The sequence below is a fragment of the Marinobacter subterrani genome, from assembly GCF_001045555.1.
GTDB classification, from domain to species: Bacteria; Pseudomonadota; Gammaproteobacteria; order Pseudomonadales; family Oleiphilaceae; genus Marinobacter; species Marinobacter subterrani.
The window spans coordinates 1,822,735-1,845,212 of record NZ_LFBU01000001.1; the positions used below are offsets into that span (position 1 = coordinate 1,822,735).

General features: G+C 58.5%; 27 protein-coding genes. 13 read left to right on the forward strand and 14 right to left on the reverse strand.

Annotated features, from left to right (window positions below; translation table 11 throughout):
• Positions 1-451: 451 nt before the first annotated feature.
• The 3 genes from msub_RS08555 to msub_RS08565 form a co-directional block, all read right to left on the reverse strand.
• On the reverse strand, positions 452-829 hold the full coding sequence (locus tag msub_RS08555; protein ID WP_048495616.1) for a nuclear transport factor 2 family protein: 378 nt from the start codon (positions 827-829) through the stop codon (positions 452-454).
• Positions 830-968: 139 nt separating this feature from the next.
• Complete coding sequence (locus msub_RS08560) at positions 969-1,235, reverse strand: DksA/TraR family C4-type zinc finger protein (RefSeq protein WP_082146437.1); 267 nt, start codon at positions 1,233-1,235, stop codon at positions 969-971.
• 211 nt (positions 1,236-1,446) lie between these two features.
• The gene (locus msub_RS08565) at positions 1,447-1,713 is read right to left on the reverse strand and encodes a hypothetical protein (RefSeq protein WP_048495618.1); all 267 of its coding nucleotides are present in this window, start codon (positions 1,711-1,713) and stop codon (positions 1,447-1,449) included.
• 120 nt (positions 1,714-1,833) lie between these two features.
• Here msub_RS08565 and msub_RS08570 point away from each other — a divergent pair, with 120 nt between their 5' ends.
• The 8 genes from msub_RS08570 (at position 1,834) to msub_RS08605 (ending at position 10,242) form a co-directional block, all read left to right on the forward strand.
• Positions 1,834-2,946, forward strand: a complete 1,113-nt coding sequence (locus tag msub_RS08570) for a type III polyketide synthase (protein WP_048495619.1) — start codon at positions 1,834-1,836, stop codon at positions 2,944-2,946.
• A 43-nt stretch (positions 2,947-2,989) separates the two neighbouring features.
• Positions 2,990-3,652 (forward strand): methyltransferase domain-containing protein, encoded by a 663-nt coding sequence (locus msub_RS08575; RefSeq protein ID WP_197083807.1) that lies wholly within the window; start codon positions 2,990-2,992, stop codon positions 3,650-3,652.
• A 5-nt stretch (positions 3,653-3,657) separates the two neighbouring features.
• Positions 3,658-4,833 carry an NAD(P)/FAD-dependent oxidoreductase gene (locus msub_RS08580; RefSeq protein ID WP_082146438.1) on the forward strand — a complete coding sequence of 392 codons (1,176 nt, stop codon included), beginning with the start codon at positions 3,658-3,660 and terminating at the stop codon, positions 4,831-4,833.
• A 96-nt stretch (positions 4,834-4,929) separates the two neighbouring features.
• A complete protein-coding gene (locus msub_RS08585) occupies positions 4,930-5,967 on the forward strand; it encodes a fatty acid desaturase family protein (protein WP_048495622.1) in 1,038 nt (345 codons plus the stop codon).
• Between the two features lie 170 nt (positions 5,968-6,137).
• Positions 6,138-6,698 (forward strand): LemA family protein, encoded by a 561-nt coding sequence (locus msub_RS08590; RefSeq protein ID WP_227506787.1) that lies wholly within the window; start codon positions 6,138-6,140, stop codon positions 6,696-6,698.
• Complete coding sequence (locus msub_RS08595) at positions 6,698-7,462, forward strand: TPM domain-containing protein (protein ID WP_048495624.1); 765 nt, start codon at positions 6,698-6,700, stop codon at positions 7,460-7,462. Before msub_RS08590 ends, msub_RS08595 begins: the two co-directional genes overlap by 1 nt.
• A gap of 58 nt (positions 7,463-7,520) precedes the next feature.
• Positions 7,521-8,138, forward strand: coding sequence for a TPM domain-containing protein (locus msub_RS08600; RefSeq protein ID WP_048495625.1), 618 nt, complete (start codon positions 7,521-7,523; stop codon positions 8,136-8,138).
• 118 nt (positions 8,139-8,256) lie between these two features.
• On the forward strand, positions 8,257-10,242 hold the full coding sequence (locus msub_RS08605) for a hypothetical protein (RefSeq protein WP_048495626.1): 1,986 nt from the start codon (positions 8,257-8,259) through the stop codon (positions 10,240-10,242).
• 35 nt (positions 10,243-10,277) lie between these two features.
• On the opposite strand, the gene msub_RS08610 is transcribed toward msub_RS08605, so the two are convergent.
• The 5 genes from msub_RS08610 to osmF all read right to left on the reverse strand — a co-directional run bounded on the left by msub_RS08610 (position 10,278) and on the right by osmF (position 15,448).
• Entirely contained in the window at positions 10,278-11,549 is a 1,272-nt protein-coding gene (locus msub_RS08610) for an MFS transporter (protein ID WP_048495627.1), read from the reverse strand.
• Between the two features lie 88 nt (positions 11,550-11,637).
• Positions 11,638-12,381, reverse strand: coding sequence for an ABC transporter permease (locus tag msub_RS08615; RefSeq protein WP_048495628.1), 744 nt, complete (start codon positions 12,379-12,381; stop codon positions 11,638-11,640).
• The gene (locus tag msub_RS08620) at positions 12,381-13,328 is read right to left on the reverse strand and encodes an ABC transporter ATP-binding protein (RefSeq protein ID WP_048495629.1); all 948 of its coding nucleotides are present in this window, start codon (positions 13,326-13,328) and stop codon (positions 12,381-12,383) included. The genes msub_RS08615 and msub_RS08620 overlap by 1 nt, the downstream gene beginning before the upstream one ends.
• A 20-nt stretch (positions 13,329-13,348) precedes the next feature.
• Positions 13,349-14,536, reverse strand: coding sequence for an ABC transporter permease (locus msub_RS08625; RefSeq protein ID WP_048495630.1), 1,188 nt, complete (start codon positions 14,534-14,536; stop codon positions 13,349-13,351).
• A gap of 3 nt (positions 14,537-14,539) precedes the next feature.
• Positions 14,540-15,448 carry a glycine betaine ABC transporter substrate-binding protein OsmF gene (osmF, locus tag msub_RS08630; RefSeq protein ID WP_264750646.1) on the reverse strand — a complete coding sequence of 303 codons (909 nt, stop codon included), beginning with the start codon at positions 15,446-15,448 and terminating at the stop codon, positions 14,540-14,542.
• 204 nt (positions 15,449-15,652) lie between these two features.
• Here osmF and msub_RS08635 point away from each other — a divergent pair, with 204 nt between their 5' ends.
• A complete protein-coding gene (locus msub_RS08635; RefSeq protein ID WP_048495632.1) occupies positions 15,653-16,729 on the forward strand; it encodes a TauD/TfdA dioxygenase family protein in 1,077 nt (358 codons plus the stop codon).
• Between the two features lie 25 nt (positions 16,730-16,754).
• Here the strand turns inward: msub_RS08635 and msub_RS08640 are convergent, their stop codons facing one another.
• On the reverse strand, positions 16,755-17,063 hold the full coding sequence (locus msub_RS08640) for a hypothetical protein (RefSeq protein WP_227506676.1): 309 nt from the start codon (positions 17,061-17,063) through the stop codon (positions 16,755-16,757).
• Positions 17,064-17,181: 118 nt separating this feature from the next.
• Between msub_RS08640 and msub_RS08645 the strand changes: the two genes are divergently transcribed.
• Positions 17,182-17,391, forward strand: coding sequence for a hypothetical protein (locus msub_RS08645; RefSeq protein ID WP_048495633.1), 210 nt, complete (start codon positions 17,182-17,184; stop codon positions 17,389-17,391).
• A gap of 5 nt (positions 17,392-17,396) precedes the next feature.
• Here the strand turns inward: msub_RS08645 and msub_RS08650 are convergent, their stop codons facing one another.
• From msub_RS08650 to msub_RS08660, 4 genes are all read right to left on the reverse strand, one after another.
• Positions 17,397-18,332, reverse strand: coding sequence for a M14 family metallopeptidase (locus msub_RS08650; RefSeq protein WP_048495634.1), 936 nt, complete (start codon positions 18,330-18,332; stop codon positions 17,397-17,399).
• 265 nt (positions 18,333-18,597) lie between these two features.
• On the reverse strand, positions 18,598-18,756 hold the full coding sequence (locus msub_RS22090) for a hypothetical protein (RefSeq protein ID WP_227506677.1): 159 nt from the start codon (positions 18,754-18,756) through the stop codon (positions 18,598-18,600).
• A gap of 85 nt (positions 18,757-18,841) precedes the next feature.
• A complete protein-coding gene (locus msub_RS08655; RefSeq protein ID WP_048495635.1) occupies positions 18,842-19,144 on the reverse strand; it encodes a type II toxin-antitoxin system RelE/ParE family toxin in 303 nt (100 codons plus the stop codon).
• On the reverse strand, positions 19,132-19,389 hold the full coding sequence (locus tag msub_RS08660) for a type II toxin-antitoxin system Phd/YefM family antitoxin (RefSeq protein ID WP_022992576.1): 258 nt from the start codon (positions 19,387-19,389) through the stop codon (positions 19,132-19,134). Before msub_RS08660 ends, msub_RS08655 begins: the two co-directional genes overlap by 13 nt.
• A 242-nt stretch (positions 19,390-19,631) precedes the next feature.
• Between msub_RS08660 and msub_RS08670 the strand changes: the two genes are divergently transcribed.
• The 3 genes from msub_RS08670 to msub_RS08680 all read left to right on the forward strand — a co-directional run bounded on the left by msub_RS08670 (position 19,632) and on the right by msub_RS08680 (position 21,930).
• A protein-coding gene (locus msub_RS08670) for an IS3 family transposase (RefSeq protein WP_406564694.1) occupies positions 19,632-21,184 on the forward strand; the annotation gives its coding sequence in 2 pieces (ribosomal slippage) (positions 19,632-20,100 and positions 20,100-21,184; 1,554 coding nt in all).
• 187 nt (positions 21,185-21,371) lie between these two features.
• On the forward strand, positions 21,372-21,683 hold the full coding sequence (locus tag msub_RS08675) for a BrnT family toxin (RefSeq protein WP_048495638.1): 312 nt from the start codon (positions 21,372-21,374) through the stop codon (positions 21,681-21,683).
• Complete coding sequence (locus msub_RS08680) at positions 21,658-21,930, forward strand: BrnA antitoxin family protein (RefSeq protein ID WP_027830482.1); 273 nt, start codon at positions 21,658-21,660, stop codon at positions 21,928-21,930. The genes msub_RS08675 and msub_RS08680 overlap by 26 nt, the downstream gene beginning before the upstream one ends.
• A 159-nt stretch (positions 21,931-22,089) precedes the next feature.
• Here the strand turns inward: msub_RS08680 and msub_RS08685 are convergent, their stop codons facing one another.
• Positions 22,090-22,443: a RidA family protein gene (locus tag msub_RS08685; protein ID WP_048495639.1), complete on the reverse strand. Its 354-nt coding sequence runs from the start codon at positions 22,441-22,443 to the stop codon at positions 22,090-22,092.
• Positions 22,444-22,478: the final 35 nt, after the last annotated feature.

A 22,478-nucleotide genomic window follows, 5' to 3' on the forward strand; every position in this document is an offset into this window, starting at 1 on the left:
CAACTGAACCATCGCTTGTCACCCTCCCATCGCCATGCTTCACTTCCGGAACCCGTACCCACATCCCAACTGGAGACTACTGTATGTCCAATCCTGTCACTGTCAGTTCGTTAACGCCGACCGTTGCCCGTCGGCTTTGGCTGTTGCTGCTCAGTGTCGTGCTCCTGGGCGAGTGTTCCACGGTATACTACAAAACCATGTAAAAATTCGGGTATGAAAAGCGCGACATTCTGGTAGACCGGGTGGAAGACGCACGAGACAGCCATCGAGGAAGTGCAGGTCACCGGGAAGATCCAGAAGTTCAAGATGCGGGAGATTTCGGTTGAGGAGATGGGGCTGAAAAAGTAACCCCCTCCCCCATCACAGACGCTACCTTCGGACCCTGGCCAGTTGTCGGGATCCTCTCATTTTGGGCCATTGTATATCCGACAACCCATCATCGTAATAGCTTTCAGCCGGCTGAAGGCAGGTTGCCCCCCAGCATGTTCTCAACCACAGCCGCATTATAGAAGGCTTCAACCGTCTGTATCTTGTCTTCCCGTACACGAAACCAGACGGCAAGCCGCACATCCCCGATCGGTTCAAAGTTGGTCCGGTAGTCCAGAATCGCGAACACGTGCTCGCCGTCGGCACTGAGCTGGCGAAGGACCAGGTCTTTCTGGATGGCAACCATGCCGAACTGGTAAGCCAGCATGTCGTCCCGGCTGAGGAAGCGCATATTCGGTCCGACATATTCAAACCCGTCCGGCGCCAGCAAACTCTTCGCTTCATCAAGACTCTGGGCCTGAATATCGGCAATAAACTGAGCCACAATCTCTTTTGGCTGCATGAATAGACTCCGCTTCTAACAGGGGAACGATCCCGGTGCTTGGATTCAGGTAAATGCCATGAAAGCGTTGCACACCTGTTTCACCTGTATATCAAAAAGCAGGTGATGACAAATGAGTTCGTGGGCAAAGGGCTGCGGATTACCTGAGTTGACTGTCCTTGCTGCCACGGCGATTAATGCCGCTGGCATAGGTTTCCTGCTTTTCGAGGGCTGACTGACACGCAATGCAAAGGCGAACGCCAGGAATCGCCTTTCGGCGCGCTTCCGGGATAGCGCAATCGCACTCGTCACAATGAACCGCGCTCTCACCAATAACCAACTGGCTCCGTGCGCGTTGCACGCCATCGTCAACGCTTGCATCAATTTGATCTTGAACGGCACCGTCCCGTGACCAACCACCTGCCATGGCATTCTCCCATCTCTGAATGATTAATGTAGTCAGGGGTTCAGCTTGACACCAAGTTCTAGCGTAACCAAGCCCCACAGGCGGATGAGGGCTGCCAGCAGGTTTAAGGCGCACTAAAAAAACGGCCTGCGCTGGGCGCGAGGCCGATCAAATAAGGCTCTGGGGGTCCATAGCCATACTGCCAAAGAGAGGCCGCATTAACGGCTCCAACTCACCGAAAGCCGAAAAAGGAAAGAATCACCAAAATGATAACCACGGCACCGACGATATAGACAATCCTGTTCATGTGCAGATCCTTTTCTTCCGAATTCTGGTTACGCCTCATCCTTGCGGCGCGTGATGTAACGTCCTGTTTTGGCTGCTCCATCGCCTCATCTGTAGCTATCATGGGGTTTTGGTGTGGTTCGGTCTGTTCGCTGTCACACGAAGTGCGAAAGAGATCGAAGGCGACAGCGGCAGGCTGTCTGTTACCGAACATACGGCCCTTCGGCTCAAGTTTATTCTCATTCCATCTGACGACCCATTTTTCTGTCGCCAGTGTCAGTAAAGCTCAAGCTTTACGCTGAGCTGAAAGTTGCCATCAATCTGCGAGAATGGAATGACAATAGCCCACATTAACGGGATCGGCACAGCAGTACCCGAACACGACATTCATCAGCCGATTAATGCGGTGCTGCGCACCATGCTCCCCGATGAGCGCACACGTCGGGTATTCGACCGCATGGCTGAGCATTCCGCTATTGGCCATCGTTATTCCTTTATGGGTGCGGACGGACGAACCGATGGACAGGAGGTAGATGCAAACGGCTTTTACCGGCGAGGCAACTTTCCCGGCACTGGTGCACGCATGGCACTCTACGAAACGGAAGCCCCGCGTTTGGCGAAACGTGCGGTGGCGGCACTGGAACGTGAAATCCCAACGGGCGTGCTGGATGGCATCACTCACCTGGTGGTTGCATCATGTACAGGCTTCACAGCGCCGGGCCTGGACCTGCAACTGGTGAAAGATCTGGGCCTGCGACCCGACGTACAACGTACTCTGGTTGGCTTTATGGGCTGCTCTGCGGCCATACCCGCCCTGCGAGTGGCGTACCAGGCGGTACATACGAATCCCGCCGCCCGCGTTCTGGTCGTCAATCTGGAGTTGTGTTCGCTTCACCTGCAAGAGACCACAGACCTGAACTCCCTGTTATCACTGACCCTGTTTGCAGACGGTGCCAGTGCCGCACTGGTAACGGCGCAGCCTGGAGGCATTGCCCTGCTTGATTTCCTGGCGATGATTATTCCCGACAGCGGCGAGCTCATGACCTGGCGTATTGGCGACCAGGGGTTCAGCATGCACCTCTCGGGTCAGGTTCCGCAACGAATCAAGCAGACCTTGCGCGAAGAAATGGAGCAAGCCGGAGCCAATAAGATATTGCGTGGAGAGAAGGTCCAGGATTTTGACTTATGGGCTGTACATCCTGGTGGCCGATCGGTGCTTGACGCTGTTGAGACCGGGCTGGGGCTTACCTCTGACGACCTCAGCAGCTCACGCCGCATACTGCACAACTTTGGCACTATGTCCTCGGCAACCATCATGTTTGTGTTGCAGGACATGCTGCGGCTACACCAAAACCGTCACAACCATCACGACGAAGCGCGAGGTCTGGCGATGGCCTTTGGCCCGGGCATGGTCGCTGAGACGTTCCGCTTCCAGATGGCGGCCTAAAACCATGAGGTTGCTGAGAGAGCGCAGTTCCGAGCCCGAGCTGATGGATAATGACGACATCAGCAACGAAGATTACAACCAATGCCTGGCCGATCTGGCCTCTGTCAATCGTATCACCCGAACTCATCAGGCAACATTGCACTGGCTGGATCAGGCCATACGCTGTTTACCTGTGAACACGCCCATTACCATCCTGGATGTCGCCTGTGGACAAGGTGACTTGCTGCGGGTGATTCACCGTTTTGCCGCTGAGCGAAATTTCAGGATCACACTGCAAGGCCTGGACATGAATCCAAACAGCGCCATAGTCGCGCGGCAGGCCACCCCGTCGAGCATGGATATTGCCTATTTCACGGGTGATGTCTTTACGTTCACCCCTGCACCACCTCCTGACTTCATTGTGAGCTCGCAGTTCACCCATCACCTTAGCGATAGTCAGGTCCTGACCTTCCTGCAATGGATGGAGCGGCATGCAAGTCATGGATGGTTTATTGCCGACCTGCATCGTCATCCACTGGCCTACTATGGCTATTCACTGTTGGCGGGGTTGGCACGCTGGCACCCCATCGTCCGGCATGACGGGGCAATCTCTGTTGCCCGCAGTTTTCGGCGTGCTGATTGGCAGTCTTTTCTGGCACAAGCGGGCATTCTGGCGGATATCCGCTGGCATGTGCCGTTCCGTCTGTGTGTAGGACGGCTGAAATAACGGCCATGGAAACCACTGCTTCCACAAAAATGCTACCAACGACAGCCGAAGTGGTCGTCGTCGGTGGTGGCCTGGCTGGAGCTGGCGCGGCTTGTGTCCTGGCGAAGGCAGGTCGTGAGGTGATGCTGGTGGAGCGTGAGGCCTCTGCCACCCACAAAATTTGCGGCGAATTTCTGAGCGCGGAAACACAAGGCTATCTCAGGCGACTTGGTCTGGATTTGGGTGCACTGGGCGGTCACGTTATCTCCCACTTGCGCCTCGTCCGCCAGAAAACAATCGTGGAAACGGCCTTGCCGTTTAATGCACTCGGGCTTTCGCGCTATCGTCTGGATGAAGCCCTGCTGAATCATGCATCCCGGAGTGGCGCGTTACTCTGGCGTGGCCAGCGTGCCAGTGTTTCTGACATCAGGGGGCCTGTTATTGATGTCGACGTTCAAAGCGCTGGAACGATCAGAACCAACACCTTATTTCTGGCCACGGGCAAGCATGATCTGCGCGAACTGCGGCGTCACCCCGAAACCCCTCCGGAAGACCTGGTCGGCTTCAAGATGCATTTCGACGTTGACAGCGCGCAACGTGACGCTCTCGCCAACCATATCGAGCTGGTCTTGTTTGCGCACGGCTACGCAGGACTGCAACGCGTTGAGGATGGCCGGGTTAACCTCTGTCTATTGGCCGAGGGTAGCTGGCTGAAAGCATGTGGCGGCAGCTGGGAGGGCTTACTGGAAGAATTGTTGCGCACCTGTCCGCACCTGCAGCGGCGCTTATCCAACGCCGTACCCCTGCTCTCACAGCCCCTGACTATTTACCGCGTACCTTATGGTTTTGTGTATAACCCGCCTGCCAATAGTGCGGACAACATCTATCGATTAGGCGATCAGGTTGGGGTGATTCCTTCGTTTTCAGGTGATGGGATGGGCATTGCGCTCCACAGTGGAGTAGTCGCTGCCACCCACTATCTCGCGGGTTCAGGCGCGGGCAATTATCACCGCCAGATTCGTCACGATATTGCCAGCCAGATCTGGCGGGCCGGTCTCCTCTATCGCGCCAGCCGTTGGGCGCCCGGCCAGCGGCTGTTCATGGGCTGGGCTGGTTTGACACCGCGCAGTCTGAGTCTCGCCGCCAGCCTGACCCGAGTACCTCCTTCTGCCGTGACGCGGGCCATGGGGCTTATGTCTTAAGGGAAACCGGGCATACGGTATTTCACCAACGCCGCCATCCAGCCATTGGAAATCACCTGCCAAAAGGTCTAATTTTACCGCAGGGAGGGACGGACCATGCGTCAGGACAATGTCCAGGTATCGGACGACAACTTGCCGGAACACAGCGAGGGCATCCGGGTGGGCCGGGAGTTGCTCGAGGCCACAAGGCCTTACGTTGAAGAATCATCTGTCACAAGCTGGTGGCACGTCAGCTCCACCTTTGTGTTGATGATTGCCGCACTGACCGCCGCCGGAGTGATCCCGTGGTGGCCCCTCAGAGTCGTGTTTTCGGTACTGGGCGCCCTGCTGATGGTGCGCGCCTTCATTACCTTTCACGATTACCTGCACGGGGCAATTCTCAAAGATTCCCGGGTTGCCTACTGGCTTTTCCATGCTTTTGGCGCCCTGATGCTGACACCAACACGCTCCTGGAGTGCCAGCCACAATTATCACCACGGCCATGTGGGCCAGATTTCGGACGCCAGTGTCGGTGCATTTCCACTTATAACCGCTCGTATGTGGCGGGACTCAACACGCTGGCAGCGCTTTACCTATCGCGCCCAGCGCACCCCCCTGGTGGTGCTGTTGAGCTACCCGGTTGTTTTCGGTTTGAACATCACACTGATGCCCTTGCTGAAGACCCCCCGCAAACACCTAGACTCCCTGACAGCCCTGGTCAGCCATTTCGTGCTGATCGCCGTGGTGTGGGCACTGGGCGGGTTCGGTCTGGTCTTCTTTGTCATCCTGCTACCCATGACCCTCGCCGCCGCGATGGGGTGCTATCTGTTTTTCGCGCAGCACAGTTTCCGGTGCATGCAGATTGCCTCGCCGGAAGCCTGGAGCTATTACCGGGGCGCCATGGAGTCTTCGAGCTATATGCGGATGAACCGGGTCATGCAGTGGTTTACCGGGAATATCGGCTACCACCACATTCACCATCTCAACGTCCGCATCCCCTTCTACCGCCTTCCGGAAGTGATGGCGGCCATTCCGGAGCTGCAATCGCCGTTAACCACAACCCTGGCCCCCCGGGACATTGCCGACTGCTTCCGATACGCGCTTTGGGACGAAGACAAGCAGCGTATGGTCTCCTATCAGGAAGCCGGCGGTTGAGGGTTCACCTTGAAAACAATGGCTTTGCCCCAACAGATAGAGAAGTTCAAAGTCTCCGGCCGCGGGTCGGGCATCCTGCCTTTTTCATCCAACCACGTCAGGGAAAGATCGCTATGGGAACCCTTCACACACCGCTTCAGCAGCGGAACTTCTGGCAACTGGCATCGCTGATGGCGCTGGTTCTGTTCCTCAGTGGCTGCGGCCTCAATAACATCCCCACCTACGATGAGCGGGTCACCGCCACCTGGGCCCAGGTGGAAAACCAGTATCAGCGCCGCGCTGACCTGATTCCCAACCTGGTGGAAACCGTCAAGGGCTTCGCAGCCCAGGAGCAGGAAACCCTGACCGCGGTGATTGAGGCGCGGTCGAAAGCCACATCGATTCAGGTGGACGAGAGCATTCTCAGCAACCCCGAGAAGCTGAAGCAATTCCAGCAGGCCCAGGGCGAGCTGAGCAGTGCCCTGAGCCGTCTGATGGCGGTCTCTGAACGCTACCCGGACCTGAAATCGAATCAGAACTTCCTGGCCTTGCAGGCACAGCTTGAAGGCACGGAGAACCGGATTGCCGTTGCGCGCCGGGATTTCATTCAGGCGGTGCAGCAGTACAACACCGAGCTGCGTACCTACCCGGGGAAAATCTGGCACAGCCTCCTGTATAGCGATCTGCAGCCGAGGGCCAACTTCGAAGCCACCGCGGAAGATGCCGAAGAAGCCCCGGCGGTGAAGTTCTGATGGCGGGACTGCCGCGAAAAAGTCTGCTGCTGGCGTTACTGCTGGTGCTCCCGGCCATTAGCTGGGCCCAGTCAACGCCGGACTTTCCCGAACTGACGGGCCGGGTGGTCGACCGCGCAGAGATGCTCTCCCCTGAAGTGGAAGCGCGCCTGACCCAGATGCTTGCGGCCCATGAGCAGGCCAGCACCGAACAGGTGGTGGTGGTCACACTGCCAGACCTGCAGGGCTTTCCGATTGAGGATTTCGGCTACCAGTTAGGCCGGCACTGGGGGATCGGCCAGAAAGGCGAGGACAACGGCGCCCTGCTGATCGTGGCACAGGAGGAGCGGAAAGTGCGCGTCGAGGTAGGTTATGGCCTTGAAGGCCGGCTTACCGACGCCGAATCCTCGGTGATCATCAATCAGGTGATCACCCCGGCTTTCCGCCAGGGGGATTTCCAGGCCGGTATCGTCAACGGCGCCGCCGCCATGATCCAGGTTCTCGGTGGCAAGCCGATGGCAGTTCCCGAGGGCCTGCAGACCGGCTCGGCCCAGAAAAAGCCCCACGCCGGCATGGTGGCGCTGTTTTTTATCATCATGATGTCGGTGGTTTTCTTTATCGGCAGTCGCGGTGGCCGTGGCGGGCGCGGGGGCAGAGCCCTGTTGGGCGCGGCATTGCTGGGCGGCCTCATGGGCGGCCGTGGTGGTGGCGGTGGCTTCGGTGGGGGCGGTTTTGGCGGCGGCGGTGGCGGCTTCGGTGGCGGCGGTGCGTCCGGCGGCTGGTAAACCTTCAAGGCATTCCCGGAGATAAGCTCCCTCACCTGCACATGAGAATCACAGAATCATGACATTACTAAGTAAAAGCGATCAGGAAGCCGTTTCCGGTGCCATCAAAGCGGTGGAACGGGAAACCAATGCCGAACTGGTCACCGTACTGACGGCCCAGTCCGATAACTACAGCTATATTCCGCTGCTCTGGGCCGGCATTCTGGCCCTGCTGTTGCCGGGCATTGGCAATTACTTCGGCAACTGGTTCGGGGCCGACATGCTGATGCTGGTGCAGTGGGTTACCTTCATTGTGCTCAGCCTGCTGTTCCGGATGCCCGCCATTAACACCCGCCTGATTCCCCGGCAGGTACGCTACTGGCGGGCCTCCAACCTGGCGCGGCGACAATTCCTGGAGCAGAACCTGCACCATACCGGGGGCGCCACTGGCATGTTGATCTTCGTTTCAGAGGCGGAACGCTATGTCGAGATCCTGGTGGACCAGGGTATCGCTGATGTGCTGGACAACTCGGTGTGGGAAGCCATCGTGGCGGATTTCACCGCGAAGGTGCGCCAGGACCAGACCCGGCAGGGGTTTCTTGACTGTATTGCGGCATGCGGCACGCTGCTGAAGGAGCACTTGCCCGCCACCCACGAGCGCAACGAACTGCCTGATCATCTGGTGATTCTACCCTGATCACACGGGCAGCCATCAGGCGCCCTGAACTGTGAGCATTGGATTTGTGAAATTGCTACGACGTTCTACTCTGCCGGTTGATGCTATGGTGATCTAAACGGAACAGGGAGCCAAAGCCATGGGGCGCCAAGAGGCCAATTCTGCACTCGAGCCGGTATTAAGGCTGTTTGATAACGCGCTGGCTGACTTTGCCCGTGCCCGCCGCACGGATGCCAAGGCCTCCAGCCTTGGACTGCTGGAGCGCGCCCGAATGCTGATGACATTGCCGGGCGGTTTTGATGCGTTGTACCGGCGGGTTCGCTCGCTGGAATCCGCCGGTATTTTCGGCACCAGCGACTGGGCCCAGCCGGACATCCTGCAGCCCGCACTGGCCAAGTACTCGCTCCGCGAGGCGGGTGCTGTCACCACGATTGTCGAGGCGATCAGCGAGCTGCGGATGCTTGCCGTTAGCCGGGGGGATTACTTCCACCCTGGTATTTCCGCAGAACAGGCCCGCCATTTCCTGACCCAGGTGATGGCACTGAACCTGGACCTGCTGTCTGGCCAGCTCGCCGAGGCAGACAGGGAACGCCCGAAGCAGCTTGGCGTGATTGTTCAGGAACTTTACCGGTATCTGATTTCCCACCTCGGTTATGAAAGCCTGCTGGACAGTCTGGTGGCGGAGGTCTGGCGGTTGCTGGACCAGGGCCCGGTGCAGGTCGACAGCATCTGCGAAATGGTCGGCCAGATCGCCAAGTGCCTGTACGACCCGAAACTGAAAACCACCGGTACCGCCGACGCCACCCGCCTGGTCAATGCCCTGTTTGCACCCACACCGGGCAGCGCTGAAGACCCGGGCCTGCAGATGTATGAGCAACGGATTAGCGACATGGACGACGTAGGGCTCTCTTCCGAAGCCACCTACTTTGCCCGCAGCATGCACGACACCGGTCTTGCCTCCCCTTACCACGCGGTGATGCTGAGATTCCTGCGCACCACTGATCAGGACGATCTGATACCCAGCGCGCTGGGGCTGACCATGACAGGCATGGACGATTTCTACTGCTACACCGAGCTGGTACAGGCACTGATTGACGAAGCCATCTTTCCGGAGACCTGCCAGGCGGTTTATGGCCTGACCATGATGCTGGAAAGGGGCTCGCTGTTCACCCCTTCCGTGGCCCGGGCCCTGTGGCGACAGATCAAGCTGCCCCTGTCACCGGAAACCGCCCACACTCTTCAACAGGCCTTTGGTAATGCCCTTCCGCCCCGGGTGTTCCTGCTGGCCGGCGTGCTCAACCTGCTGGGGCAGCCGCTGGGTGTGGGCCAGGGCAACAACCCCACCTGCCAGTCTGCCATCGGCCTCTCGGTGTGGGCGGAAAACGAGGCCGATTATCTGCTTCAGCTACTGGCCTGGGCTGCCCGGGACAACGAGGTACTGAGTCGCTTTGAAGGCGAAAATGTCTCATCCAGGAATCTGGAACCCGGGCTAGTGAAAGAAACGCCGGTGGATGTGGACCCGGTATCGCTGATCCTTATTCCCCACCTGGACCGCCTCTACGGGGAAATGTGGCGCCGCTGTGAGGACCGTGACGACGACGCCCACCGCTGGATCAACCCGGAGTTCTATGGCTGGTGGGTCAGCCATGGCTTCTGCGTGGTGGCCGATGTCCATACCGGAGAGGTGCGCGACTACGAGGGCTTTATCCGGCACTTCTATGCCAGCTACCATCCGTTCTACAACGGGCAGCTGCCGGTGATCCACGCCCAGCCGGCGGGCATTGCCGTAACAGACAGCGGCGCACGCTTTGTCGGCCGCCACGCCATCAACATCCTCAGGGTCGGGCTCAGCCCCCAGGATGAGATGCGAGTCTACTTCTTCAATCCCAACAACGACAGCGGCCAGGACTGGGGCCAGGGCATCACCTGCTCCACCCGTAACCACGGCGAATTCCGCGGCGAGGCCTCCCTGCCGATTGCCGAGTTCACCTCACGGCTTTACGCCTTCCATTACGATCCGCTGGAGCTCGGCGACCTGTCGGCCATTCCCGATGAGGAGGTCGCCCGGGTGATGGACCTGGGCTACACCAGCTGGGCGGCACCCTCCGACTCATCCCCGGATTAACGCCCGTCGCCAGGCATTGTTTTCATAGCTCGCAGTTAATAGCTTTCGGTCTTTCCGGTAACCGGCGTCAGCGGCTCACCTTCCTCGTTCTGAAGCTGATAGTCGTACGCCGCCTGCAGGCCGGTATCCTCTTCGGTCTCCTCCTCCGGCTCATACTCCAGATACCGCGGGTAAAGCGGCGAGAGCATGGCCACGACAATGCCGATTGTGCAGAACATGGCAAAGGCATCGGCATAACCGACCTCACTCACCAGCAGGCCGACCACCGGTGAGCCCGCAGCCTGGCCAAGGGACACCGCCATGAACGGCAGCACCGGCCCCATGGACAGCCGCCCCGGCAGCAGGCGGATACCGGTCATCAGATAGAGCCCCGTCAGACTCATATAGGCAAGCCCGAAGACCAGCGCGGAAAACGCCGAAATTATCAGGTTGTCAGGGCTGGCAGCCAGCAGTGCCAGGCTCGCCGCCAGCATCATCAGCATCAGAGCCTGGGTAATGGGCGGGTTGTTGCGATCGGCCAGGTCGGCCACCACCGCACCGCCGAGACCGGCGACACCAACCGCCAGCCACAGCCAGCCGGTTGAATCGGAAGACATCTTACCGAGGTTGACGACCAGATCCGGCGCGAAGATCCAGTAGGCGGCTGAGACAAAGCCCATCATGAAGGCAAACAGTGACAGCCTTAGCAGGCGCCACCACTGATCCGCGCTGATCGGAGGTGGTGGAGCGGCATTGGCCGGGGTAACCCGGGATACCGAAGGAATGAAAAGCCAGGTGGCCAGCACCCCGAGGAGCGCGAGGATAGCAAAAGACGCGTAGGCGTAGCGCCAGGCTCCGGCCAGAAACAGAATCGTCGGCACCGCAACCATTACGCCAATACTGGTTCCCGCATTCATCACCGAGCTAACCCGGCCATGCAGGGAACGTCTTACCAGGGCCTGCATCGCCGCGGTCAGCGCCGGCATCATCAGGCCCGTGCAGATGCCACAGGCAACCACCCCCACTCCCAGGGATACCGCGCCAGAAGCCTGGCTGATCAGCGCCAGGCCGACAATGCCAAAAACACCCGACGCCATGGCGGTGTTGCGGGCACCGAGACGATCAGCGGACACTGGGGCAATCATGGTGGCGAAAACAAAACTGATCAGCGGCAGCGCACCGATCATACCGATTGTTTCCGGGGTAAGGCCCAGTTCGGCCCGGATCGGGGGCACAAACAGGCCGAACGCAAAGCGCGCGAGCCCGTAACTGATTGCGATCAGTGCTGCGCCGAGGAGTGCAAATGACGTGCTCGAAGGAAACTTCATATCGCTGTGCTCCTTGCGCTGTGCATCCCCCGTCAGCCTAGACAGCAAACCAGCATTTTTAAAGCATCACTAGCCTCGGCAACGGATATCAGCCGGCCGTCTGTGGCAGCAGCCGTCGATCCCAGACACGCTCAGCGGCTTCGAACAGGCTGTCCACGGTAAGCGCCAGCAGGCCAATCAGGATCGCACCCTGCAGGACATAGGCCGTGTTCCCGTTCACCAACCCGGCGATCACGGGGTCACCGAGGGTGCGGGCACCAATGGTTGAACCAATGGCGGCGGTGGCAATATTGATGGTGACCGAGGTTCGGATGCCCGCCAGAATTACCCTGCCCGCCAAAGGCAGCTCCACTTGCAGCAGCACCTGAACAGGCGACATGCCCATGCCCAGCGCTGCCTGCCGCACCGTGGCATCAACACCCTCAAGACCCACCAGGGTGTTGCGGAGAATGGGCAGCAAGCCATAAAGAATCAGCGCCAGAAGAATCGGTGCTTCACCGAACCCGAGCACCGGCACCGCCAGGGCCAGGACCGCCACCGGCGGAAACGTCTGGCCAATGGACGCGATCTGGCTCACCAGCGGCAGGAAATCCTGGCCAGAGGGGCGGGTTGCGAAGATACCGCCCGCCACCGCAGCGATGGTTCCGACAAAGGCGGAAATCACTACCAGCAGCAGGTGGTTCTGGAGCAGAAACAGGAAGCTCTCCCGATCGTAGATCACACTCTGTTTATCCGGCTGGACCCACTCGAACAATGGCTCCAGAGCCGGCATACCCGCACTGAAACCACACAGCAGCAAGGCCAGCAGAACCGGTGGCAGCCAGATCCGCATCAGGCACCTTCCCCGATAATGCGTTCCCGGGTGATCGTTCCGGTTTCCTGACCCTCGGCATTGAACACCAGTACCTGGTGGCAGTCCTGCCAGAGCATCATCGAGAGAGCCACTCTCAGACTGTCATCTTCCTTGAGGCCCTCGGCGCCCGGTTCCGGTTGCCTTGGCTCCGGGTGAATCTGCATCAGATCACGCACATTGCGCAGACTCATCAGTTTCAGGCCCCGGTCCTGCTTGCCCACAAGGTTCTCCACGAATTCAGTCGCTGGCCGGCGCAGGATATTCTCCGGCGTGTCGTGCTGGATGATACGCCCCTGATCCATAACGGCAATCCGGGTTGCCAGCTTCAGGGCTTCATCGATGTCGTGGGTCACAAACACGGTGGTTTTGCGCACCTGCCTCTGGATACGCAGCATCTCGAGCTGCAGGTTTTCCCGCGTGATGGCGTCCAGCGCCCCGAAAGGCTCGTCCATCAGCAAAATATTGGGGTCGGCCGCCAACGCCCGGGCAACACCCACCCGCTGGGCCTGGCCGCCGGATAATTGCTGGGGATATTTGTTGGCGTGAGTGGCCGGGTCGAGATCCAGCAGCGTCAGCAATTCATGCACACGTTCATCAATCCGCTCCCGGGGCCATTTCAGAAGCTGGGGCACCATGGCGATGTTCCGGGCCACCGTCCAGTGCGGAAACAGCCCCGTGCCCTGGATAACATAGCCCATGTTCAACCGCAGCTGCTCCGGGTTCATGGTGGTAATGTCCTCGCCATCCACCAGAATCTCCCCCTCGCTGAGGGGCAACAACCGGTTGATCATCCGCAGGGTGGTGGACTTGCCGCAGCCCGAGCTGCCCACCAGCACGCACACTTCCCCGGTTTCGACCGTCAGGTTGATTCGGTCCACGGCCACGGCATCACCGAAACGACGGGTCACATTTTTCAGTTCGATCATCCGGACAAATCCTCTTCCTGTCAGGCCGTTGCCGGTATCGGCTTCAAACTGTCCGCAAGCATCGTGAGCAGCGCATCGGCCAGCAGCGCCAGGGCAATCGTCGGCAAGGCGCCGAGCAATACCAGATCCATCGCCGCCTGCCCCAGACCCTGGAAGATAAAGCTGCCAAACCCCCCGGCCCCGATCAGCGCAGCCACCGCCGTCAGGCCGATGGCCTGAATCGTGGTAATGCGAACGCCCTCCACGATCACCGGCAGCGCCAGCGGCAGTTTGAGTTTGAAAAACAGCTGCTTCTCGTTCATTCCCATGCCCCGCCCGGCATCCGCCAAGGTCTCCGGCACTTCGGTCAGCGCGACAAAGGTATTGCGCACCATCGGTAGCAGGCTGTAGGCCACCAGCGCCAGCAAGGCTGGCGCCCAGCCAATACCACGGATGCCCATGGCCTGAAGGGCGGGGAAAGCAGCCGCCAGTGCGCTGAGCGGCGCGATCAGCAGCCCGAACACGGCCAAGCTGGGAATGGTCTGGAGAAAGCTGACAGCGCCCAGGATGGGCCGGCGCCAGGCGGTGCTGCGAATCATCTTCAACGCCAGCACAAACGCCAGACAGGCGCTGATGCTCACCGCACCGAAGGCCAGCGCCAGATGTGTCCAGAGCGCCTGCTCAAACTTCTCTGGCCGGGCGTTGAATTCGCGGACCAGGGACAGACTTTCCAGGCCGTCGCCCTGCAGCATCCACAGCCAGCTGCCGCAAATGGCCGCCAGGATCAGCAGCTGCAGCCCTCGCCCGCTTCCGAGGCGCCCAAGGATTTCGATCAGCATCAGTGACAGCAGGAACAGCAGGCACCAGAAACCCGCACCAATGGACGAGCGCGCATAGGGGGCGTTTTCCGGCAGATGCCGGCTGGCGAAGACATCAAGAAGTAACGGCATCAGCGCCAATGAAAGGCCTACCAGAACCAGGAGCGGCAGGTATCGCCGGCGAACAGGCAGAAGAGACATCAGAACACAGCCAGCCAGAATCACCGTGACCAGGCCAGCCCCTATCCCGCCAACGGCAGACAACAGGCCGTGCCCGGTCCCCGGAACAATCCGGTTGGGCTGGATAACACCCAGATCCAGAAACCAGACCAGCGCCAGGGCAAGCACCCCCAGCACGGGCAGGACACGGTTCGGCAGTGAGTCCGGGGAAACGGAGCTGAAAATCGACAAACCTCAGTCCTGGGCCAGGGAGTCCAGATAATTACGGGCGACCGTGTCTGCCGGCACACCGTTCACCGCCACCTGGCCGTTCAGCCGCTGAAGCGTTTCCAGATCCAGCGATTCGAAGATGGGCCCAAGCACCTCGCGGATCTGTGGATAGGTTTCCAGCACTTCACCACGCACGATGGGCGCGGGCTGATAGACCGGCTGAACGCCCGCGGTATCTTCCATCACCTTCAGATCCAGCGCATCCAGGCCGCCATCGGTGCCGTAGGTCATGGCCCCGTTCACATCGTTGTTGTTCAGGGCCGCCGCGCGGAGGGTGGCCGCCGTATTACCACCCGAGAGAATCAGCAACTGGTCGGATTCAAGCTCGAAATCATAGGCCTCCTGGAACGCCGGCAAGGCACTGGGGGATTCCACAAACTCGGCGCTGGCCGCAAACTTGAACTTGCCGCCCTCATTGATATAGCGTGCCAGATCTTCCAGAGTGGCTAGGTTGTGCTCCCTTGCCAGATCGCCCCGCACACTCATGGCCCAGGTATTGTTGGCCTCTGCCGGTTGCAGCCAGACAATGTTGTGGGCCTCTTTATCAAGGCGAGCAGCGGCCTGGTAGGCTTTGTCGGCATCCTTCCAGATATCCCGCTCAGCCTGATCGTGGAAAAAGGCGGCATTGCCGGTGTATTCCGGGTAGATATCGATTTCGCCGGCCTTGATCGCATTACGGACAATGCTGGTGCCCCCAAGCTGGAGCCTGTTTTCCACCGGAATACCCGCCGCTTCAAGGGACTGCAGTATCATCTGCCCCAGTACCGAGCCTTCGGTATCAATCTTGGAAGACACCACCACCGGATCACCAGCCAATACTGAGCCAGAAATCACAAACGCTATCAATGCCGCTGTGCGGCGAACAAGGGTTATGGGAGTCACGGCTGTTCCTCTGGATTTTTGGTTTCTCTATCAGTCTATCGGCCCCGTCTACGAAGGCAAATGCGAATTGGTCTTGCCGTTGCCGATGCTCCGGGGGCGGGGTTCAACATCGTTCATCCCGGACGCCCGATTTGTATTCCAAAAAGCGGCTGCGTTACGCTGTCTAAAAAACGAGCAGCTTGGTAGGTGATCGCTATGGCACAGCCCCTGGAAACAACCCTCGAGCAGACCCCCACCGTAGAGCCCCTGAACCCTGAGAACGTGGCACTGCTTGAGCAGGAAGGCTTGTCTGTCCGGCAGCTTGATCCCATCGGTGTAGAAATCTACGGCGCGGATGTCCGCAATCGCTTATCGGAGGCTGCGATAAAGGCACTGGAAACTGAAATGGCGAATCGCGGATTCATCGTTTTCAAGCGCCAGGCGGGTCTTTCGCCGGAAGAGCTGATCGATTGCTGCAAATGGTGGGGCGGCCGGGAGATTCACTCCACCCACGGCATTCACCCGGCCACACCGGGCCGTAACCGGCATATCTTCCGTTGTTCCAACGATGGCCGCCAGGGCATTCTCGGGGTTGGGCCCCAATGGCACAACGACGGCAGTTTCGAGGCTGCCACCTTTTCCCACAGCGCCTATTACATGGCCCGGGCGCCGGAAAACGGCGGCGGTACCCACTTCGCGCACCAGGGAGCCGCGTTTAATGCCCTTCCGAAAGAGAAGCAGGAATTCTGGGAACGCCTCGTTTCAGTTAACTCAGCGTCAAGCGTGACCCACCCAGTCGTTCATACCCACCCGATTTCCGGTCGCAAAAGCGTGTGGCTGCACCTGGGCATGACCGGCGCAGTCATCGAGCGACTGCCAGACAATGACCTGACACTGGAGCAATTGAAGAGCCTGCCCGCATCCGCCGATAGCTTCCGGCTGCTGGATGAAGCCGCCATGAAGGACCTGTTCAACGATTACAACGACCTGCTGAACGATTCCTTCGAAGCTGGCTACGGCATTCGCTACGAATACGATACCGGCGATCTCCTGTTTATCGACAACTGGGCTGTTGCCCACCGCGCCGCGCCAGAGGCCCACAGGCCCCCGGAACAACAGGGCCTGCGGATTATGGATCGGGTGACCATCAAGGCACCCCGCAACCTGGCGCCTCAGTTCGGCCTGCCCCAATACATCAATATGGCCGGGCACCATCCCTTCAATAAAGATGGAGTCTGGCAGACGGGTGGTGTGGGATTCCGGTGGAAAAACGATATACGCATGCAAAACTGACCCTTGCGTTTACATGCGGTCAGTGTCACTGCACCGGCTGGCAGCCCCTGACGGCCAGAGAAATGTTCGTCGCAGCCTTGATCTGGTCATAGTATCTGGCAGCAGTTTCCACGCCCATACTGGCATAATTTCCGGCGCTCGGACTGATCATCGCACCGAGCTGTGCCCAGGCAGCGGCCGATTGCCGGTCCCGATTATAGGCAGAGAACGCCTGATGGATTTCATTGCAGGTAACGCCATCACCGTCCATGGCTGCAGATGACACTTGAGAGGATGTCTGGCAGCCCGTCACTGCTGCCGCTGCCACGATGATCATCAGACCAATCAACTTCATAAACAGACTCTCCCGGGAGCTATTATAAGGGTTATGAAAACAGTGCCGCCCGCAATTGACCACAGGTGTTGCCCGTCGATTCCTGCTACTGTTGAGGCTGGCTAACGAGGATCACATTATGACAGAAGCACCTCAGAAACACTCCGGCACCAGCGGCTATTCCTGGAAACTGTCTGCAGTTGCCGCGGTGGCATCGCTGATTGGCGCCGTTGTTACCTTTGGTGAGGTATCACCCATCATCACCGGATTGATTCTGCTGGCCGCCGTTGGCTGGGGATTTACCGCCAGAGACAACAAACGGGCCGGGGAACAGGAACACGAGTCCTGAGATCTTCACTCGGCGGTTTCTTGATGAGCCAGCCCATAGTCAATCGCCGCACACACGGCGGCAGCCTGCGCGGCATTACATTGCTCGGGGGTTACACGGGGGCTATCCGGGTAAACCTCGGTGGTGGTCCGGTAGGGAGCGCGGGTAATACCGGCGCACAGGCCCCATTGCGTAAGCGGGTACGCGATCACGCCCCGTGCGACCACCGGAGAGCCAAAGATCTCGCCGCTCTCGTCGGCAGGCGCAATATGCGTAACCTGCTCCACTGCCCTGATTAACGCCTGCTGAAATTCCGGCTGCGGATGCTCGCTGTCGTCGACCACATAGAAGCCATCAGGAATCCCGGCCGGCTCGAAGGGTTTACCGTCGCGCGCAGCCAGCGCCGGGCGAAACTCGGTTTCGTCGGTATCGGTGGTCTCGTGAAGGTCGATATGAATCAGTGCGCGATCACGGACCGGCGCCACCAATCGCCTGAGTGCGGCCGACTCCCCGACCGGGCTGTCCTCGTGGAACGAGCGGTTGGGATCAATCGCGTTCGGGTTCCAGCGATGAATCCGCTCGTAAGCCCAAGGACTGACACACGGTGCAACCAGCAAATTCACGCGGCCCGCATAATCTGCCGCGTGCTCATCGAGGAACTGAAGCGCGCCATGAACCCCGCTGGTTTCGTACCCGTGAACCCCGCCCGTTATCAGCACCACCGGCAGATCGTTGTTCCAACCGCGGCTGCGAATCGCCATCAGCGGATAGTAATCCGGGCCGTAATCCAGAGCGCCGTACTCTTCCACCTCAAAACGCGAGCGCAGGCGCTCGATCACACTCAACACCTCGGCCTCGTAACTGCGCTGACGGGTCTGATGTGACAACCACTCGGCGCGTTCCGCCTCTCCCCAGGGAGTGCCGGGGGTGCCGATTGGATAGGGTGTTGGAGCTGAGTTCATATCGCTTTTTTTCTCCGATGGTTGTCAATGCGACTTCCCAGTAATGACCTTCCGGATCCTGAAAGTAACCGGAGTAACCACCCCAGAAAACCTCCTCCGCCGGTTTGATCAGTTCCGCGGCGGCACCAGTACAAAGTTTCCAAACTGTGTCTTCTTGAGACATTCCTGTTCCGCAATCGCTATATCTTTCAGCTTGAACGTTTTTGCGGGCAAAGGACGTATCTCACCCCTTTCAATGTAGTCGATGAGCTTCGGAAAGATTGGCTCATCCCAGGCCCCTGACAGAATCCAGCTTACTTTCGCCGGCTATGGCGATCACATAGGCACCCCGGCGCTTGGCCAACTGAACAACCGCTGATCCAACACCGCCCGACGCACCGGTAACCAGCACCCGGTCAGCGCTGTTAACGCCTGCCCGATGCAACCTATTTTCCGCCGTTCCATACGCACAGGGAATGTGACTTTGACGTAGCGAAGCGGAGACAAAGGCATCCGAGTGACACGCCTGGTTAGCTGTTCCCAAGCATGAACGCACGAAGCTCCCGCTCCTCTCGCATAACAAAGAGGACGAGAACCCGCTGCTCATCCTCACGATAAAAAATGCGACACGGTGGAATCACTACCTCCCTGTATACCGAATTAGGGAGCTCTGGAGGAATCCGTCCGGATTGGGGGAAATCTTGCAACCGCCCGGTCTTATCGAAAACTTCCTGGACCAGATGACTTGCCGCAGTAGGATTATCCAGGGCAATGTACTCAGCGATGGCGTCCAGTTCTTGAAGGGCGGGCTCTGTCCAGACTACTTCAGCCATTTACTCATTTTCTCCCTGGCCTCACTTTGGCTGTACGTTCTTCCCTCAAGTACAGCACGCTCTCCCCTTGAGAGCCCTTCAAGCAGTTCAAGTCGGCGCTGCATGAACTCGTAATCCTGAACATCGACAAGGTATGCGGATGGCTGACCATGCTCCGTGATCAGTATCGGCTCCTTGGACAAGTGCAGATCTGCCAGAATCTTTGTGGCTTGGCGCTTGAGGTTCGTAACAAGCTCAACTTTCATGGGCTCACCCTGAATCAGACTAATAGTGATACTATAGTATCACTTTGCACCTGAGGCAATCACAGCTAATCGGGATAGGGAGCCACCTCACGATGCCCCTCCTCCCACATCACCGGGCATACGGATCACGTACCACGGCGATTCAGTGATTTGATTCAACTGCGTCCCGTACGGGTTCCCCCTCTGGCAGGATAGTTGGCACTACTTAATTTTTAACCAGTTGGGCGGTTCAGGTGTTGATAGTGCCTCGTTATTCCGATGAACGTAAAGCCGCAGTGCTGGCGAAGTTGTCGCCGCCCCACAGTATGACCGTAGCCGCTCTGGCGCGGGAAGAAGGCATTTCGGATCAAACCCTTTACAATTGGCGGACACAAGCCAGAGATGAAGGACGCCCGGTGCCCGGTTCCAAAGCCAAGTCAGACCAGTGGTCAGCAGAAGCAAAGCTGGCAACCGTGATTGAGACAGCCGCGCTGTCCGAAGAAGAACTCAGCCAGTATTGCCGGGAGAAAGGGCTTTACCCTGAGCAAGTCCGGCGCTGGAAAGAAGAGTCCCTGCAAGGCTTCCAGCGCAGTGCCGAGCGGGACAAGCAACTGCGCAAGAAGAGTCAGGCAGACCAGAAGCAGATCAAGAAACTGGAGCGCGAATTACGCCACAAGGAAAAGGCTCTGGCCGAAACTGCTGCACTGCTGGTGCTGCGAAAAAAGCTGGATGCGCTCTGGGAGAACGACAACGGGGACGACTGACCCCGGTCCCTGAGCGCAGGATAACGATTGACTTGATCCAGGAAGCCAAGGACGCTGGAGCCCGATTATTCCGGGCCTGTGGTGAAGCCGGCATTGGCTTGCGCACCTATCGGCGCTGGTTCCGTGAAGGCGCGGTGCAGTCGGATAAGCGCCCGGAAGCGGTACGCCCCAGTCCTGTAAACAGACTCAGTGAAGAGGAGCGACAGAGGATCCTATCGACCTGCAACTCGGCCCGTTACGAGAGTCTTCCGCCGTCTCAAATCGTACCATCGCTGATGGACGAGGGGCTGTACCTTGCCTCTGAGTCGTCGTTTTACCGGATACTGAAAGCTCACAACCAGTTGAACCATCGGGGGCAAAGCCTCGCGCCGCAGCGCTCCCGGGAAGCGACCACACACCATGCCTCCGGGCCTTGTGAGCTTTGGAGTTGGGATATTACCTACCTGGCTTCGACGGTGCGTGGGCAGTTCTACTACCTGTACATGTTTGAAGACGTCTACAGCCGGAAGATCGTGGGTTACGAGGTCTATGAGGCTGAGAGCGGCGACTACGCCGCCGGACTGTTACAACGTTGCCTGCTGCGGGAGAAGTGTCTCCACCGGCCTCTGGTGCTGCACTCGGATAACGGAGCCCCAATGAAGGCCCAGACCATGAAGGCAAAGCTGGAAGAGCTGGGCGTACTGCCTTCGTATAGCCGACCTCGGGTCAGCAATGACAATGCGTTCTCGGAATCCTTGTTCCGGACTCTGAAGTATCGCCCTGACTGGCCCTCGGCTGGCTTTAAGAGTCTGGACGACGCGCGACGCTGGGTAGACGGCTTCGTGAACTGGTACAACACGGAACACAAGCACAGTAAGTTGAGGTTCGTAACCCCGCAGGAGCGGCACAGTGGCGAGGATGTCGCCATCCTGGCCCAACGCCAGCGGGTACTGGAACAGGCCAAACAACGGACACCAAACCGCTGGGGAAGCCGTCCGATCAGGAACTGCGAGCCCGTTGGACCAACGACCCTGAATCCGGAAAAAAGGGCAGCGGAGAAAGACGCGGCTTAAACAAAAAACAGTGCCAACTAACTTGAAAAACACCGGGTTTCTTGGCTATTGAGGCCGTGGAGATGATGTCCATAGCCTCGTACCTGTAACCCTCGAGTGGAGCCGAACGCGCAATGTAAAGGGCGTCGCCGAGCCTGCATTGGTTAGCACTTGTTGACGCTTGCGTATATGCTGATAATATACTTTTATGATCAATTGGGCACAAGTTACTGGCTTTGACTGGAACGAAGGCAACTCCCGAAAGAACGCGGAGAGGCATGGCGTCAGCCAGTCCGAAGCGGAAGAAATTTTCTTTAATGAGCCGCTTCTGGTGCTGGAAGACTCCAAACACAGCCAGACTGAGGCCCGGTTTCATGCCCTTGGTGAAACCGATGATGAGAAATTACTCCACATCACGTTCACACTGAGGCAGAACGGTACGCTGATTCGGGTGATTTCCGCTCGCGACATGCACCGAAAAGAGAGGGCTGTTTATGAGCAAACTAAAAAAGATGCCTGAGTTCAAAACTGAAGCAGAAGAACGGGAATTCTGGGAGACTCATGATTCCACCGACTATCTGGATTGGAGTCAGGCCAAGCCGGCATCGTTCCCGAAGCTGAAACCCTCAACCAAGACAATCTCACTCCGGTTGCCCGAAACCCTGCTTGATCGGATCAAAATCGAAGCCAACAAGCGGGACATGCCTTATCAATCGCTGATCAAGGCTTGGCTTGCGGATGACGTAAACGACAGTCGTCGCACTTGAGGTGCTAACGAGGCTGTAGAAAAACCCGGTTCCGAGTCGTCCCCAGCGCCTGGCTCCTAAAATTTTTGTAGCGGCCACTGGCCCTGCACCTTCTTCCTGCCTCGCAGGCTGAAGCGATTGAGCCTCTTGTTCGTACCGATGTTACCGAACACCGGTTCCTCAAGCGGGAATGGCGGCAATGACCATAATTTCCACTTTCCATTCCGGTTTGGCCAGATTGCCTGTGACACAGGCACGAGCTGGGGTACGTCCTGGTGTAACCCAGGCATCCCAGGCCGTGTTCATTTCCTGGAACTCGGCCATGTCAGTTACCCAGATGGTCGCAGACAGGATGTGGGATTTATCAGTACCGGCCTTGGCGAGCAGTTGATCGATGCCTTCCAGAATCTGTTCGGTTTGTCCGCGCATGCCGGCACTGGCGTCATGAGCTACCTGACCTGCCAGATAGGCCGTGTTGCCATGCACGACGACCTGACTCATACGTTGGTTGCTGTCGATGTAACGATCACTCATAAAATACACTCTTTCTAGTTGAATAAAGCGGGAAG